This window comes from Rhizobium moroccans (assembly GCF_057559155.1).
The window spans coordinates 203,560-220,217 of record NZ_JBHFJG010000039.1; the positions used below are offsets into that span (position 1 = coordinate 203,560).

General features: G+C 60.9%; 15 protein-coding genes. 6 read left to right on the forward strand and 9 right to left on the reverse strand.

What is annotated here, in order from left to right:
- Window positions 1-28 precede the first annotated feature (28 nt).
- From pcaF to ACE04I_RS18675, 3 genes are read right to left on the reverse strand one after another with little or no spacing between them, the layout of a single operon-like run.
- The gene (gene pcaF, locus ACE04I_RS18665) at window positions 29-1,234 is read right to left on the reverse strand and encodes a 3-oxoadipyl-CoA thiolase (RefSeq protein ID WP_046793485.1); all 1,206 of its coding nucleotides are present in this window, start codon (window positions 1,232-1,234) and stop codon (window positions 29-31) included.
- Window positions 1,235-1,244: 10 nt separating this feature from the next.
- The gene (locus tag ACE04I_RS18670; protein WP_046793486.1) at window positions 1,245-1,949 is read right to left on the reverse strand and encodes a CoA transferase subunit B; all 705 of its coding nucleotides are present in this window, start codon (window positions 1,947-1,949) and stop codon (window positions 1,245-1,247) included.
- The gene (locus tag ACE04I_RS18675; RefSeq protein WP_487207464.1) at window positions 1,946-2,653 is read right to left on the reverse strand and encodes a 3-oxoacid CoA-transferase subunit A; all 708 of its coding nucleotides are present in this window, start codon (window positions 2,651-2,653) and stop codon (window positions 1,946-1,948) included. Before ACE04I_RS18675 ends, ACE04I_RS18670 begins: the two co-directional genes overlap by 4 nt.
- Before the next feature lie 137 nt (window positions 2,654-2,790).
- Between ACE04I_RS18675 and ACE04I_RS18680 the strand changes: the two genes are divergently transcribed.
- Window positions 2,791-3,546, forward strand: coding sequence for an IclR family transcriptional regulator (locus ACE04I_RS18680; protein WP_046793726.1), 756 nt, complete (start codon window positions 2,791-2,793; stop codon window positions 3,544-3,546).
- A 61-nt stretch (window positions 3,547-3,607) separates the two neighbouring features.
- On the opposite strand, the gene mmsB is transcribed toward ACE04I_RS18680, so the two are convergent.
- The 6 genes from mmsB to araD1 form a co-directional block, all read right to left on the reverse strand.
- Window positions 3,608-4,798, reverse strand: a complete 1,191-nt coding sequence (mmsB, locus tag ACE04I_RS18685; protein WP_046793488.1) for a multiple monosaccharide ABC transporter permease — start codon at window positions 4,796-4,798, stop codon at window positions 3,608-3,610.
- A gap of 2 nt (window positions 4,799-4,800) precedes the next feature.
- The gene (mmsA, locus tag ACE04I_RS18690) at window positions 4,801-6,360 is read right to left on the reverse strand and encodes a multiple monosaccharide ABC transporter ATP-binding protein (protein ID WP_046793489.1); all 1,560 of its coding nucleotides are present in this window, start codon (window positions 6,358-6,360) and stop codon (window positions 4,801-4,803) included.
- Between the two features lie 58 nt (window positions 6,361-6,418).
- Complete coding sequence (chvE, locus tag ACE04I_RS18695) at window positions 6,419-7,480, reverse strand: multiple monosaccharide ABC transporter substrate-binding protein (protein WP_046793490.1); 1,062 nt, start codon at window positions 7,478-7,480, stop codon at window positions 6,419-6,421.
- 80 nt (window positions 7,481-7,560) lie between these two features.
- Window positions 7,561-9,405 (reverse strand): IlvD/Edd family dehydratase, encoded by a 1,845-nt coding sequence (locus ACE04I_RS18700; protein WP_082118276.1) that lies wholly within the window; start codon window positions 9,403-9,405, stop codon window positions 7,561-7,563.
- A 37-nt stretch (window positions 9,406-9,442) separates the two neighbouring features.
- Complete coding sequence (locus ACE04I_RS18705; protein WP_046793491.1) at window positions 9,443-10,369, reverse strand: Gfo/Idh/MocA family protein; 927 nt, start codon at window positions 10,367-10,369, stop codon at window positions 9,443-9,445.
- Between the two features lie 11 nt (window positions 10,370-10,380).
- Window positions 10,381-11,373, reverse strand: coding sequence for an AraD1 family protein (gene araD1 / locus ACE04I_RS18710; protein ID WP_046793492.1), 993 nt, complete (start codon window positions 11,371-11,373; stop codon window positions 10,381-10,383).
- 322 nt (window positions 11,374-11,695) lie between these two features.
- On the opposite strand from araD1, the gene ytfQ reads away from it, so the two are divergent.
- From ytfQ to ACE04I_RS18735, 5 genes are all read left to right on the forward strand, one after another.
- On the forward strand, window positions 11,696-12,655 hold the full coding sequence (gene ytfQ, locus ACE04I_RS18715) for a galactofuranose ABC transporter, galactofuranose-binding protein YtfQ (protein ID WP_046793493.1): 960 nt from the start codon (window positions 11,696-11,698) through the stop codon (window positions 12,653-12,655).
- A 90-nt stretch (window positions 12,656-12,745) separates the two neighbouring features.
- On the forward strand, window positions 12,746-14,269 hold the full coding sequence (locus ACE04I_RS18720; protein ID WP_487207465.1) for a sugar ABC transporter ATP-binding protein: 1,524 nt from the start codon (window positions 12,746-12,748) through the stop codon (window positions 14,267-14,269).
- Window positions 14,266-15,297, forward strand: a complete 1,032-nt coding sequence (locus ACE04I_RS18725) for an ABC transporter permease (RefSeq protein ID WP_046793494.1) — start codon at window positions 14,266-14,268, stop codon at window positions 15,295-15,297. The genes ACE04I_RS18720 and ACE04I_RS18725 overlap by 4 nt, the downstream gene beginning before the upstream one ends.
- Window positions 15,294-16,277, forward strand: a complete 984-nt coding sequence (gene yjfF, locus ACE04I_RS18730) for a galactofuranose ABC transporter, permease protein YjfF (protein ID WP_487207466.1) — start codon at window positions 15,294-15,296, stop codon at window positions 16,275-16,277. Before ACE04I_RS18725 ends, yjfF begins: the two co-directional genes overlap by 4 nt.
- A partial coding sequence (locus ACE04I_RS18735; RefSeq protein WP_487207467.1) for a FadR/GntR family transcriptional regulator occupies window positions 16,277-16,658 on the forward strand: 382 nt, incomplete at its 3' end. The genes yjfF and ACE04I_RS18735, both read left to right, overlap by 1 nt.

Here is a 16,658-nt window from a genome sequence, read left to right on the forward strand (position 1 = left end):
GGGGGGGGGGGTGCCGGCCGTCCTTGGTTTACACCCGTTCGAGCGCGATCGAGATGCCTTGACCAACGCCGATGCACATGGTGGCGAGTGCGAACCTGCCGCCGGAAAGCTGCAGTTCGAGTGCGGCCGTGCCGGTGATGCGAGCGCCCGACATGCCGAGTGGATGGCCGAGCGCGATCGCGCCGCCGTTCTTGTTGACGCGAACGTCATCGTCGGCAATGCCGAGCTGGCGCAGCGTGGCGAGGCCCTGGCTGGCGAAGGCCTCGTTGAGTTCGATCACGTCGAACCGGCCCTGCGTAAGCCCGAGGCGCGCCATCAGTTTCTGTGAGGCCGGTGCCGGGCCAATACCCATGATCCGTGGAGGGACGCCTGCCGTCGCACCACCAAGGATACGCGCGATCGGCGTCAGACCGTGCTTCCTTGCCGCGGCTTCCGAGGCGATGATGAGTGCGGCGGCGCCATCATTGACACCGGAGGCATTGCCCGCCGTCACCGTACCGCCCTCCCTCTTGAAGGGCGTACCTAATTTGCCCAGCGCCTCGATCGTCGTTACGCGCGGATGTTCGTCCTTCTCGACCACGACCGGATCGCCCTTGCGCTGCGGGATCGTCACAGAAGTCATTTCCCTCGCCAGACGACCGTTTGCCTGTGCGGCGGCGGCCTTCGCCTGACTACGAAGGGCAAATTCATCCTGGTCTTCGCGGCTCACCTTGAAGTCTTCCGCGACGTTCTCGCCCGTCTCCGGCATGGAATCCACGCCATATTGCTTCTTCATCAGCGGGTTGATGAAACGCCAGCCGATCGTCGTGTCGTAGATCTCCGCATTGCGCGAAAAGGCAGTTTCTGCCTTCGGCATGACGAACGGCGCGCGGCTCATGCTCTCCACGCCGCCAGCGATCATAAGCTCGGCTTCGCCGGATTTGATAGTGCGGGCAGCGGTAATCACCGCATCCATGCCCGAGCCGCAAAGGCGGTTGATCGTGGTTCCGGTCACGGAGACGGGAAGACCCGCCAGTAACAGCGACATGCGTGCGACATTGCGGTTGTCCTCCCCCGCCTGATTGGCGCAGCCGAAGATGACGTCCTCGATTGCCTCCCAATCCACCTTGGCATTGCGTTCCATCAGCGCTTTGATGGGAATGGCCCCAAGATCGTCGGCACGGACGGAGGAAAGCGACCCACCAAAGCGGCCGATGGGCGTACGGATATAATCGCAGATATAGGCTTCGGTCATGGCGTCCTCCTCAAAGCTCCGGCACGACGAGGTCGGCCACCGCGCCTTCCACGTGTAATGGCGCACCAGTCATAGCCTGCAGTTCCTCTATCGTCATGGCAGGCAGCTTCTCGCGCAGCACGAAATGGCCGTCCTTGATATCCACCACCGCATGGCTGGTATAGACGCGCGTGATGCAGCCGACGCCGGTCAGTGGAAACGTGCATTTCTCCACCAATTTCGGCTCACCGTTCTTTGCCACATGCTCGGTGATGACGAAGACCTGTTTGGCGCCGTGCACGAGGTCCATCGCACCGCCGACGGCCGGCACACCCTTGCTGCCCACGCGCCAATTGGCGAGGTCTCCGTTTTGCGCCACCTGATAGGCTCCCAGGATGGCGACGTCGAGGTGACCGCCACGCACCATGGCAAAGCTGTCTGCATGGTGGAAGAAGGCAGCACCCGGCTTCAGCGTGACGGCCTTCTTGCCGGCATTGATCAGATCCCAGTCTTCCTCGCCCTTCGGCGGCGCTTCGCCGAAGTTCAAAATGCCGTTTTCCGTGTGGAAGATCACTTCCCGGCCCGGCGGCTGGTAACGAGCCACCATTTCCGGAAAACCTATGCCAAGATTGACATAGGCGCCATCTGCGATGTCCTGCGCCGCGCGCCAGGCGATCTGCGCATTGGAAAGCTTGATGTCTTCTCGGGTCTCGATTGCGTTCGTATCGGGGATCATACGTATGCCACTCCGGCCTGGATGAGTTCTTCTTCCTGCTGCGGGTCGGCCACTTCGACGACATGATCGACGAAGATGCCAGGAGTTACGACCTGCTCCGGGTCTATGCCTCCCGGCGACACGATCTTCGAAACCTGGACGATCGTCTTTTCCGCCGCCATGCACATCAGCGGGTTAAAATTGCGACCCGCCTTGTTGTAGATGAGGTTGCCGTGGGTATCGCCGACATGCGCCTTGATGATCGCGAAGTCGGCCTTCAGCCAACGTTCCTGCACATATTTCCGACCGTCGAACTCGGCGATCGGTTTACCCTCCGCAAGTTCGGTGCCGTAGCTCGTCGGCGTGTAGAAGGCTGGGATGCCGGCGCCGCCGGCGCGTATGCGTTCTGCAAGCGTCCCCTGTGGAACCAATTCAAGCTCGATCTCGCCGGCGAGGTATTTTTCCGTGAAGGCGCGCGGATCGGAGGAACGGGGGAAGGAGCAGATCATCTTCTGGACCATGCCGGCGTCGATCATCGCCGCGATGCCGATCCGGCCATTGCCCGCGTTGTTGTTGATGACCGTGAGCCCCCTAGGTCCCCTGTCGATCAAGGCATGGATGAGTTCGATCGGCGCGCCGGAGCCGCCGAAGCCGCCGATCATGATCGTGGCACCATCACCTATGCCGGCCACAGCTTCCGCCAGGCTCCCGATTGTTTTGTCCATCTGGTCTTCTCCCATTTATGGCCTGCCAAGCCGCGCAGTCCACAAGCTCAGAAATACGGCGGAGGATCATCGACGGCAATCAATTTGTGCGCTATATGTACTTTGTTCGAATATCGCACAAAAAGGCAGCCACGCAGATGAAAGAGCGCGACATGATGGGGAGCCTCGCCAAGGGCTTGAAGGTCATAGAAGCCTTCAGCGCCGAGCGCCCGCGTCTCAGCATCTCCGAAACCGCCGAAATTGCCGGGTTGGACCGAGCGACGGCCCGGCGTTGCCTACTGACGTTGGCCGAACTCGGCTATGCGGATTACGACGGCAAATTCTTCACGATCACACCGCGCGTCTTGAGACTGGGTACGGGCTGTCTCGCCACCATGCCGCTGCCGCGGCTCGTGCAGCCATGGCTCGACCGGCTTTCGCAGGAAATCGGTCAGAGCACCTCCGTCTCCATCCTTGACGAAGGGGAGATCGTCTATGTTGCCCGCGCGGCCCAGCAGCGGGTCATGTCCATTGCGCTCATGCCAGGCTCCAGGCTTCCGGCCTATTGCACATCCATGGGACGGGTGCTGCTTGCTGCGCTCGACGAGCAAAGGGCGCGGCAGATCCTTTCAGCCAAACCGCTCATCGCAAGAACGGAGAAGACACTGACAGATATCGAAGCGCTGATGCGCGAGCTCGCGGCAACGCGAGCGCGGGGTTATGCGCAGATCGATCAGGAGGTGGAAATCGGCCTGCGATCGCTGGCGGTCCCGCTCTTCGACGCCCGTGGCCAGACCATCGCAGCGCTCAATGTCGGCCTTCCTGCAAACCAGGAACCGATGCAGGAGATCGCCAAAAAATATCTCCCGGCCCTGCTCAGGGTTCAGGGCGAGCTTGCTAAAATCTCGATCTGAAGACCGCAAAAACAACGGCCGGCTTTTCAGCCGGCCGCATTCAACCGTTCAAGCGCGCTGCTTATCGCCTTTGGTTATAGACGTCGACGCAGACGGCGCCGAGCAGCACCAAGCCCTTGATGACCTGCTGGTAGTCGATGCCGATACCGAGGATCGACATGCCGTTGTTCATCACGCCCATCAGGAACGCGCCGATGACGGCACCCGTCACCTTGCCGACGCCGCCATAGGCGGATGCACCACCAATGAAGCAGGCGGCGATAACGTCGAGCTCAAAGCCCGTGCCGGCCTTCGGCGTGGCACTGTTCAAGCGGGCGGCAACGACGAGACCCGCGAGAGCCGCCAGCACGCCCATGTTGACGAAGGTCCAGAATACCAGACGCGTGGCCTTGATGCCGGAAAGCTCCGCTGCGCGGGCATTGCCGCCAACGGCATAGATCTGCCTGCCGATGATGGTGCGATTGGTGAAGAAGCCGTAGGCAACGATCAGCACCGCCATGATGATCAGAACGTTGGGCAGACCACGATGCGAAGAAATCAGGTAAGCGACGTAAGCGATCGCAGCAAAGACGAGAATGTTCTTGGCGACGAAGAAGCCGAAAGGCTCGCTTTCCACATCATGTGCAATGCGCCGCGAGCGGTTTTTGAAGTTCTGCCAGATCAGGAAGGCAGCGAGGATCAGGCCGACGATGAACGAGGTCGCGTAAAAACCGGTACCCGCGGAGATCAGCTCGGCCACATAACCGGAGGACAGCTTCTGGAAGATCGGCGGGAACGGCCCGATCGCCTGGCTGCCGAGAATGGCGATCATGAAACCGCGGAAGACCAGCATGCCCGCAAGCGTCACGATGAACGACGGTATCTTGAAATAGGCGACGAAATAGCCCTGAATGGCGCCGATCAAGCCGCCGACAGCCAGGCAGATGAAGATGGCAGCTGGCAGATTGACGCCCCATCTGACCATCAGCAGGCCGGCGAGACCGCCGATGAAGCCGGCGACGGAGCCGACGGACAGGTCGATATGGCCCGTCACGATCACCATCAGCATGCCGAGCGCCATGATGACGATATAGCTGTTTTGCAGCACGATATTGGTGACGTTGAGCGGCCTGAGTAGAATACCGCCGGTGGCGATCTGGAAGAAGATGACGATCACAACCAGCGAGATCAGCATGCCGTAATCGCGAAGATTGTCCTTCCAGAAACCGGTCCCCCTCTTGGGAGCTGAAATTGCTTCCTGTGGAGTGCTCATGATTAATTCCCCTTGCGGCGCATGATGGCGCGCATGATATTTTCCTGCGTTGCCTCTTCGCCGGCGACTTCGCCGACGAATTCGCCTTCGTGCATGACCATGATCCTGTCGCAGGTGCCAATGAGCTCAGGCATTTCCGACGAGATCACGATGACAGCTTTACCGGCATCCGCAAGTTCGTTGATGATGGAATAGATTTCGTATTTGGCGCCGACATCGATGCCACGCGTCGGCTCGTCGAGGATCAGGATATCCGGACCTGTGAACAGCCATTTCGACAGCACAACCTTCTGCTGGTTGCCGCCAGAAAGCTTGCCGGTTTCCTGATAGACGTTGTGGCTGCGGATCCGCATACGGGTGCGGAATTCCTGTGCCACCTTCATTTCCTTGATGTCGTCTATCACGCCGCCGGTCGATACACCGCCCAGATGAGCAAGCGAGATATTCTTGCGGATGTCTTCCGCAAGAATCAGCCCCAGCTGCTTTCGGTCTTCCGTGACATAGGCCAGCCCTGCCTTGATGGCGCGGTGGACATTCGACGTATCGACTTCCTTGCCGTGGATCTTGACCGTGCCGGAAATATCGCGGCCCCAGGCCTTGCCGAATACGCTCATGGCAAACTCGGTGCGCCCTGCCCCCATAAGGCCGGAAATGCCGACGACTTCGCCGGCACGGACCTTCATCGAAACATTCTTGACGACCTTGCGATGCACATGCTGCGGATGGTGTACGGACCAGTTCTCGACCTCGAAGATCACGTCGCCGATCTTCGGCGTGCGCTTCGGATAGCGGCTTTCGAGATCACGATCGACCATGCGGCGCACGATCTCGTCCTCGTCGACTGCGCCTTCGTGGCAATCAAGCGTGCCAACTGTCTTGCCATCGCGCAGGACGGTGATGCGGTCGGCGACCTCGGTAATCTCGTTCAGCTTGTGGCTGATCATGATCGAGGTGATGCCGTGGCGGCGGAACTCCTTCAAGAGCTCAAGCAATGCCGCACTGTCTGTTTCGTTGAGCGACGCAGTCGGCTCATCGAGGATCAGGAGGCGCACGTCCTTGGACAAGGCCTTGGCGATCTCGACCAGCTGCTGCTTGCCGACGCCGAGATTGGTAATCAGCGTTTCCGGTGCCTCGGTGAGGCCAACCTTTGCAAGCAATTCCTTGGTGCGGACGTAGCGGATATCGCGGTCGATCACGCCGAATTTTGACGGCGCATTGGCGAGAAAGATGTTCTCGGCGATCGACATCAGCGGAATGAGCGCGAGCTCCTGATGGATGATGATGATGCCGAGCTTTTCGGAATCGTTGATGTCGCGGAAACGACGCTCTTCACCGTCGAAAAGGATGGAGCCCTCATAGGCGCCATGCGGGTGGACACCCGATAGAACCTTCATCAGGGTCGACTTTCCGGCGCCGTTTTCGCCAACGAGCGCGTGGATCTCGCCTTCCTTGACGGTGAAGCTGACGTCCGAAAGCGCCTTGACGGCGCCGAAGCTCTTCGAAATGCCGCGCATTTCGAGAATGGGCGGTTTTTCCACCGCAGATAATACGGGATCAAGCATGACCCACTCCCAACAGAAAATGGGCCGCGCGGTCCTTAAACCGCGCGGCCTTTCAAAATTACTTCAGCTGGTCTTCGGTGTAGTAACCAGCTTCGACGAGCGTCTGCCAGTTGGTCTTGTCGATAGCGACCGGCTTCAGCAGGTAGGACGGGACGACTTTGACACCGTTGTTGTAGGTCTTGGTGTCGTTAACCTCCGGCTCCTTGCCGCTCATCACGGCATCGACCATGTCGACCGTCACCTTGGCGAGATCGCGGGTGTCCTTGAAGATGGTGGAACCCTGCTCGCCCGCGATGATCGACTTGACCGACGGGACTTCAGCATCCTGACCGGAAACGTACGGCATCGGCATGTCGCCAGAGCCGTAGCCGACGCCCTTCAGCGAAGACAGGATACCGATCGAGAGACCGTCATAAGGAGACAGAACGGCATCCAGTTTCTTATCGGAATAGGTCGACGAAAGGATAGCATCCATACGGGCCTGCGCAGTTGCCGGGTCCCAGCGAAGGGTAGCAACCTTATCCATGCCGGTCTGACCACTGCCGACGACGAGGGTGCCCTTGTCGATCAGCGGCTGCAGCACGCTCATCGCGCCATCGTAGAAGAAGTAGGCATTGTTGTCGTCCGGCGAGCCACCGAAGAGCTCGATGTTGAAGGGGCCTGCTTCAGTATCGGCCTTGAGTGCCTTCACGATCGACTGCGCCTGCAGCACGCCGACCTGGAAGTTGTCGAAGGTGGCGTAGTAGTCGACATTCGGCGTATCGCGGATCAGGCGGTCATAGGCGATGACCTTGATACCCTGATCGGCTGCCTGCTGCAGCACGTCGGACAGCGTCGTGCCGTCGATCGATGCAACCACGAGCACCTTGGCACCCTTGGTGATCATGTTCTCGATCTGCGACAGCTGGTTCGGAATATCGTCTTCCGCGTACTGGAGATCGGTCTGGTAGCCGCGCTCCTGCAGCACCTTCACCATATTGTCGCCATCGGCGATCCAGCGAGCCGAGGACTTGGTGGGCATCGCGACGCCGACCAGACCCTTGTCCTGCGCGGCGGCCGGCATTGCCAGAGCCGCCGAGGCCAGCATTGCTGCGGCCGTCAGATATTTCAGCAGTTTCATGACTTCTCCTCCTTTTGGCTCGGCTCCCTCTGAGCCTGCCGAGTTATAGGCGGCCGCTTCTGCCACCGCCTTTTTCCAACTCAGTGGTTGTCGCGCGGAATTCCTTCCGTCTGTGCGATCCGCTGGTATTTCACGGCGGGCTCGAGAACCGCGCCCGTCTCCATCTGGCTGACGATGCCGCGCTGGATTTCCTGCCACGGCGTCTGATGCTTCGGATAATGATAACCGCCCTGCGCCTCAAGTTCCTTGCGACGCGCGGAAAGCTCCTCGTCCGAGATCAGGATGTCCGCCTTGCCACGGCCGACATCGATGCGGACGCGGTCGCCGGTCTTGAGCAGCGCAAGCCCGCCGCCGGCCGCCGCTTCGGGCGAGGCGTTGAGGATCGAAGGGCTGCCGGACGTGCCCGACTGGCGGCCATCGCCAATGCAGGGCAGCGACGTGACGCCTTCCTTGAGCAGGTAGTCGGGCGCGCGCATGTTCACGACTTCCGCCGCGCCCGGATAGCCGATCGGGCCGGCCCCGCGCATGAAGAGGACGGTGTTGGCGTCGATACCGAGCGACGGATCGTCGATACGCTTGTGGTAATCCTCCGGTCCGTCGAACACCACGGCACGGCCCTCGAAGGCATCCGGATCGTTCGGATTCGAGAGATAGCGGTTACGGAACTCCGGCGAAATGACGCTGGTCTTCATGATCGCCGAGGAGAACAGGTTGCCGCGCAGCACGCGGAAGCCCGCGCGCTCCTTGAGCGGCTGCTCGTAAGGACGAATGACCTTCTCGTCCTCGATGATAGCGCCGCGGCAATTCTCGCCGATCGTCTTGCCGTTCACCGTCATGGCGTCCTCATGGATGAGGCCCTGGCCCATGAGCTGGTTGACGACGGCCGGAACGCCGCCGGCGTGATAGTAGTCCTCGCCGAGATATTCGCCGGCCGGCTGCAGGTTGACGAGCAGCGGAACCTCTTCGCCGTACTTCTGCCAGTCGTCTACGCTGAGCTCGACGCCCATGTGGCGCGCGAGGCCGTTCAGGTGGATCGGGGCATTGGTCGAGCCGCCGATCGCCGAATTGACGCGGATGGCATTGATGAAGGCTTCCCTCGTCATGATGTCGGAGGGCTTCAGGTCCTCTTTCACCATTTCCACGATCCTGAGACCGGTCAGGTAGGAAACCTCCTGACGGTCGCGATAAGGCGCCGGGATGGCGGCGGAACCGGGAAGCTGCATGCCGAGCGCTTCGGCAAGCGAGTTCATGGTGGTGGCCGTGCCCATGGTGTTGCAGTAGCCGGTGGACGGCGCCGACGAGGCAACGAGCTTCACGAAGCCGGCATAGTCGATCTCGCCCTTGGCGAGAAGTTCACGAGCCTTCCAGACGATGGTGCCGGAACCGGTGCGTTCGCCGCGGAACCAGCCGTTCAGCATGGGGCCGACGGAGAGCGCGATCGCGGGAATGTTGACGGTGGCCGCCGCCATGAGACAGGCCGGCGTGGTCTTGTCGCAACCAATCGTCAGCACAACGCCGTCGAGCGGATAGCCGTAGAGCACTTCCACGAGGCCGAGATAGGCAAGATTGCGGTCGAGACCGGCGGTCGGGCGCTTTCCTGTCTCTTGGATCGGATGAACCGGAAACTCGATGGCGATGCCACCCGCTTCGCGGATCCCCTCACGCAGGCGCTTGGCAAGCTCAAGGTGATGCCGGTTGCACGGGGAGAGATCCGAACCTGTCTGGGCGATGCCGATGATCGGCCGGTCCGACTGTAATTCGGCCTGGCTGAGGCCGAAGTTCATGTAGCGCTCGAGATAGAGCGCCGTCATGTCGGCATTGGCCGGATTGTCGAACCATGCGCGCGAGCGCAGCTTGCGCACTTCTCCGCGCTTCGCGTTCGTTTCGGCGATCTCGGTTGAAGGCAGGTTCTCTGAATTGCTCATCGGTCTCGGTCTCGTGATAGCGGGTAGATAAGGGGCGTCAGTCGTCGAACGCCTCGACGACATGGCGGCGGCCGAGCATAAAGGCGTCGGCCACATGGACGAGCGGTGAAAAATCCGCATCGCTACGGCGCTCGCCGACAAGCGAGACGAAATGCCGATAGAGATTGCGGTATTCGCGATCTTCTTCGACGATCTGGTCCTTGCCGTCAACCGAAAGCCGGCTGCCGCCATGGGTCAGCACCACCGGGCCCTCGTCGGTCTCGACGCGGATATCCCAGGTCTGCGGACCGGTCTGCCGCCAGTCGAACTCCGCCGTTACAGGCAAGCCTGACGCGGTTTCGAATGCAAGGTTTGCCGCGATCGGGGCGGCCCGATTTTCGGGGAAGGACAGGTCGGAACGAACGAGGTGGAAACTTTCCGGCATGATGCGCGTGACGATGGACAGCGCGTTGATACCGGGATCGAAGACGCCGAGGCCGCCCGGTTCCCAGATCCAATCCTGACCCGGATGCCAGTGGCGAACGTCTTCCTTCCACTCCACATGAACCTTGCGGATCGTGCGCTCGGCCAAAAGTGCGCGTGCCGGCTCAACGGCTGCAGCCGAACGCGAGTGCCAGGTGGAAAAGAGGCTGAGGCCCTTCGCCTGCGCCTGCGCGTCGAGCGCGAAGACTTCCGAAATCGTCGCGCCGGGCGGCTTTTCAAGCATCACGTGCTTGCCCGCGTCGAGCGCCGCTTTCGCCAGGGCGAAACGGCCCTGCGGCGGCGTACAGAGCGACACCGCGCCTATCTTGATGTCGGAAGCCAACAGTTCCGAAATATCGTGAAAGCTCGGAACACCTTCCAGCGACGCATTGCGGCTTGCCACGGCAACCAGCTCGACCCCTTCAGTGGCCTCGATTGCGGCGAGATGCTGATCCCTCGCGATCTTCCCAAGACCGACAATGGCAAGACGGATGGGCGCCATGGCTTCGCTCCTCAAAGCTTGCGCACCGCGACGGAGGTCGCAGCCGCTACCGTAAGCTTGTTGACGAGCGGCAGCTTGAAGGGTGCAGCCGAAATTTCGAAGACGTCGCCCGGCTCGGTCTTGATGCCTTCCGAGAAGGAGAGGGTCGCCGTGCCGAAGAAGTGCACATGCAGGTCGCCTGGACGGCGGAAGAGGTCATATTTGAAGTTATGATGCTCCAGATTGGCGATCGTGTGCGACATGTTCGCCTCGCCCGACAGAAACGGCTTTTCGAAGATTACCTCATTGCCGCGGCGAACACGCGAGGTACCCTCGACATGGTCCGGAAGATCGCCGACCAGAAGCTCGGGCCCAAGCGCCGCCTGGCGCAGCTTGGAATGGGCGAGCCAGAGGTAGTTGCCCTTCTCCGTCACATGGTCGGAGAATTCGTTGGCAAGACAGAAGCCGAGGCGAAACGGCGTACCGTCCGGCCCTATAATATAAATGCCGGCAAGCTCTGGCTCCTCGCCACCGTCGAGCGCGAAGGCGGGAGAAACGAGATCGGCGCCGGTCGGCCGCAGTTGGGAACCATCACCCTTGTAGAACCACTCGGGCTGCACGCCCTCCTCGCCGGGCTTCGGCTTGCCACCTTCGACGCCCATCAGGAACATGCGCATGGAATCGGTGGGCTTTTCAGCCGACTGAGCAGCTTTGTGCATCTTGTCGCGGCCATCTGCCGAGCCGAGATGCGTGAGGCCCGTCCCCGCGACGATGAAATGCGCCGGATCGGGATGGGAAACCGGCAGGGCAAGCCGCCCCTCGTCCGTCGCCCTCTTCAGATCGATCTCATCGGCCTGCCCCAGTGCGGCGATCTTTCCGGCGAGCGATTGCCCGGCCGCGATCGCCTGCATGGCAAGATCATAAGTGGAGGAAACGCCATTGACGACACGCGCCACCCCTTGCCCATCCCAGGCGACGACCTTCGTCGCGCCGGCGCCATCCAGTACCTGAAGAATTCGCAGCATTAGAAATCGACCTGCAAAACGTTGTTTTTCCAACGGGACGTCGCCCCGCGCTCCTCCCGCCGACGCCTGCTGGCTGCAGCGGATATAAAATAGCACTATTGGATTGCTGCCTTCATTGTCAAGCTGGCGAAAGGCGAGGCTCGCGCACCTCATAGCTAAGCTATCGCAAAAATAATTATTCAGTTTCAACGGCTTATTTCAGTTTCTTTTAAAGCGCACTTCGGCGAGATGAAAAAACTGAAGGAAATATCGCTTGCAAAAGTAATACGATATGCTCATTCTGCTCGACGTTATTGCTATTTCATCTCTGGGAGGATTAAAGATGAGAAAGGCACTTGCGACGCTCACCGTGGCGTTCGCCACTTGCATGGCTTCAAGCGTTTCCGCGCAATCACTTACAGTCGGTTTTTCGCAGATCGGTTCCGAATCCGGCTGGCGCGCCGCTGAGACGACCGTTACCAAGCAGGAAGCCGAAAAGCGCGGCGTCGATCTGAAGTTCGCCGACGCCCAGCAGAAACAGGAAAACCAGATCAAGGCCGTGCGCGGCTTCATCGCGCAGGGCGTCGACGCGATCCTGATCGCGCCGGTGGTCGCCACCGGCTGGGATGCCGTTTTGAAGGAAGCCAAGGAGGAGAATATCCCGGTCATCCTGCTCGACCGCCAGATCGAGGCGCCGGACGATCTTTATCTCACGGCCGTCACCTCCGACCAGGTGCATGAAGGCAAGGTCGCCGGCGAATGGCTTGCCAAGGAAGTCGGCGACAAGGATTGCAAGGTCGTCGAGCTTCAAGGCACGACGGGCTCTTCGCCTGCCATCAACCGCAAGAAGGGCTTCGAGGAAGGGATCGCCTCGCATGCCAATATCAAGATCGCGCGCTCGCAGACCGGCGACTTCACCCGCACCAAGGGTAAGGAAGTGATGGAAAGCTTCATCAAGGCCGAGGGCGGCGGCAAGGATATCTGTGCGGTCTATGCCCATAACGACGACATGGCCGTCGGCGCCATCCAGGCGATCAAGGAAGCTGGCCTGAAGCCTGGCTCGGACATCAAGATCGTCTCGATCGACGCGGTTCCGGACATCTTCAAGGCAATGGCGGACGGCGAGGCCAATGCCACCGTCGAGCTGACGCCGAACATGGCCGGCCCGGCATTCGACGCCCTCGACGCCTATTTGAAGGACAAGAAGGAACCGCCGAAGTGGATCCAGACCGAATCGAAGCTCTACACCGCCGCTGACGACCCGATGAAGGTCTATGAGGCGAAGAAAGGCCTCGGCTACTGATCTCCCGCTGCCCGGGACCAGACCCGGGCACAACGACCGGAGCGATATGAACTGTCGCTCCGGTTTCTCAGACAAATGCGGGAATTGATCATGTCGGAATTCCAATCCCTCCTGGAAGCGCGTGGGATCGGCAAAAGCTTCCTCGGCATCGCCGCGCTCGACAGCGTTGATTTCAGCCTGAAGCGCGGAGAGATCCATGCGCTGCTCGGTGAAAACGGTGCGGGAAAATCCACGCTCATCAAGATTCTCACCGGCGTCTACACCCGCGATCGCGGGACGATTCACCTCGATGGCGCGGACGTTGCGCCGGGAAATGTCGGCGAGGCCCAGACGCTCGGAATCGGCACCGTCTACCAGGAGGTCAACCTCCTCGAGAACCTGACGGTCGCCGAAAATCTCTTCCTCGGCCGGCAGCCGCGCCGTCTCGGCCTCGTCAATCGGCGCGAGATGAGCCGCCGCGCCCGAGCTCTGTTACAGCGCTACGGTCTCGACATCGACGTGGATGCCCTGCTCTCCTCCTACTCTGTCGCCGTCCGGCAGATCGTCGCGATTGCCCGCGCCGTCGATCTCTCCGGCAAGGTTCTGGTACTCGACGAACCGACCGCCAGCCTCGATACGCATGAAGTGGAGATGGTGTTCGCCGTATTGCGGCAGCTTCGGGACGAAGGGCTCGGCATCATCATCATCACCCATTTCCTCAATCAGGTTTACGCGATCGCCGACCGTGTCACCGTTCTGCGCAATGGCCGGCTGGTCGGCAGCCGCGATATCTCGGGTCTTCCGCGCATGGAGCTGATCTCGATGATGCTCGGCCGCGAGCTGCAGCACATCACTCGCGAACAGCAAGCGAGCGATGAAACGCTAGCACCCGGCGCGGCGCCGATCCGATTTTCAGGATACGGCAAGCGCGGCAGTGTCGCGCCTTTCGATCTCGAAATCCGCCCCGGCGAGGTGGTGGGCATTGCCGGCCTCCTCGGCTCCGGCCGCACCGAGACCGCCTTTCTCCTCTTCGGTATCGATCGGGCCGACAGCGGCACGGTGAGCGTCGACGATGCCGAGGTGAAGCTCACCTCGCCGGAAGCGGCGATCTCCAAGGGTTTTGGTTTCTGCCCGGAAGAGCGGAAGTCAGACGGGATCATCGGTGATTTTTCCGTGGCCGATAACATCGCACTTGCCCTGCAGGCGCGCCAGGGATGGGCAAAGCCGCTCTCTTCCCGCCAGAAGGCCGCTCTTGCGGAACGCTTCATCAAGTCCCTCGATATCCGCCCCGCGGATGCCAACCGACCTATAAAATTCCTTTCCGGCGGCAATCAGCAGAAAGCCATCCTGGCCCGCTGGCTGGCCACCGACCCACGCCTCCTCATCCTCGACGAACCCACCCGCGGTATCGATATCGGCGCGCATGCGGAAATCCTCAAGATGATCGGCAAGCTCTGCGCCGACGGCATGTCGCTTATCGTGATCTCTTCCGAAATCGAGGAACTGACGGCAATCGCCCATCGAGTGGTCGTGCTTTCCGACCGGCGGCATGTTGCCGAACTGAGAGGCAACGAAGTGACCGCCGATAACATCATGCACGCGATCGCGACGCCTACGACCCCGGAGGCCGCATGATCAACCGTATCGCAAGGCGCATCAGGCGCATCGCCCCTCAGATCATAGCGCTGGCGGTCATTCTCGCCGCGATCACGGCGATAGCGCCGGGCTTTCTCAACGTCTCGTTTCAGAATGGCAGGCTTTACGGCAGCCTGATCGACGTCCTGGTGCGCGCCGCACCGGTGGCGCTTCTGGCAATCGGCATGACACTCGTCATCGCGACCCGCGGCATCGATCTTTCGATTGGCGCGGTCATCGCGATCTGCGGCGCGGTAGCCGCCACGCTTATCAGCAACGGCTATCCCCTCCCCTATGTGATCCTCGTATCTCTGAGTGTCGGGCTCGCCTGCGGGCTCTGGAACGGGCTGCTTGTCGCGGTTCTCGATATCCAGCCGATCATCGCAACGCTTATCCTGATGGTTGCAGGTCGCGGCATCGCCCAGCTCATTACCGAGGGCGTCATCCTTACCTTCAACAATGACGACTTTGCCGCGATCGGCTCCGGCTCGCTTGCCGGCGTTCCGATCCCGGTCCTCATCTGGGTCGGTGCCGCATTGCTGATCGGCCTGCTGGTGCGCAATTCCGCGCTCGGCTTCCTGATCGAGGCGACGGGCATCAATCGCCGGGCTGCAACGCTTGCCGGTATCCGCGCGCGCTTCCTGCTCTTCTTCGTCTATGCGGTTTCCGGCATCATGGCAGCCGTCGCCGGTCTCATCGTCACCGCCGATATCCGTGGCGCCGACGCCAATAATGCCGGCCTCTGGCTGGAGCTGGACGCGATCCTTGCCGTCGTCATCGGCGGGACGTCTCTCAATGGCGGGCGCTTCTCCATTCTCGCCTCTCTCATCGGTGCGCTCATCATCCAGTCGATCAACACCGGAATCCTGGTTTCGGGCTTTCCGCCCGAGTTCAATCTCATCATCAAGGCCGGAATCATCATCGTGGTCCTCACGCTTCAATCACCGGCAATCATGAGTCTTCTTGGCTTTTTGAGACCTGCGCGCCGGCAGACCACGGCCGCCAAGGCGGAAGGAACGGCACGATGATCCACAGCCGCAATCTCCCGTTCGCCGCCACGCTCGCGATCTTCGTCATCGCCTATATTTTGTGCGTGATACAATTCCCGAACATGCTGTCGACGCGCGTGATCGGCAACCTATTGACCGATAATGCCTTTCTCGGCATCGCGGCGGTCGGCATGACCTTCGTCATTCTTTCAGGCGGCATCGATCTTTCGATCGGTTCGGTCATCGCCTTTACCAGCGTTTTCGTCGCGGTGATGGTCGGCTCGCTCGGAATTCATCCGCTGGTGGCGTTTGCAGCGGCGCTGGTGATCTCCACGCTTTTCGGCAGCCTGATGGGTGCGATGATCCGCTTTCTCGCCATCCCGCCCTTCGTGGTGACGCTCGCCGGCATGTTCCTGGCCCGCGGCGCGGCCTATCTGATCTCGACGGAATCGGTGCCGATCTCGCATCCCATGATAGATGCCATCCAGGGCTTCTATTTCCGCTTCCCCGGCGGCGGGCGGCTGACCGCCATGGCCATGCTGATGCTTGCGGTCTTCATCATCGGCGCCTTCATCGCCGGCCGCACCCGCTTGGGCGCGAACGTTTACGCGCTCGGCGGCAACCAGCAATCGGCCGAGCTGATGGGAGTACCGGTCGGTCCGACCACGATCGGCATCTATGCGCTTTCCGGTTTTCTGTCGGGGCTTTCCGGCATCGCCTATACCCTTTACACATCCTCCGGCTATTCGCTGGCGACGGTTGGCGTCGAACTCGACGCGATTGCCGCCGTCGTCATCGGCGGCACGCTCCTGACCGGGGGCACAGGGCTCGTGGCGGGCACTTTCGTGGGAATTCTCATCCAGGGCTTGATCCAGACCTATATAGTATTCGATGGAACCCTGTCCTCCTGGTGGACGAAGATCGTGATCGGCGTCCTGCTGTTCGCCTTCATTGTCTTGCAGCGGGGAATCATCTGGTATTCAAACAGGCGCATGGCCGAGGGACGTTTGGTGGCATAATGGGACTTCTGGAGACGACAATCACAGGGCGCAAGCGCAGGAACAGCCATGCTCATGTCGTGGCCGAGCTGGGCAGTGCCATCGTCTCTGGAAAGATCCCCGAGGGCTCCCTGCTTCCTGGCGACGCCGAGCTTTCCGCCCGCTTCGGTGTCTCGCGGACTGTGCTGCGCGAAACCATGAAGACGCTCGCCGCCAAGCGCCTGGTCGAACCGAAAGCTAAGGTCGGCACGCGCGTTCTCGACCGCGCGAGCTGGAATTTCTTTGATTCGGACGTCTTGAGCTGGCGTTGCGAGGCGGGGCTCGATTTCGAGTTCATCGAGCATCTTGCGGAAATGCGCATGGCATTGGAGCCCGCTGCGGCGGCCGCCGCCGCCCCGCGGG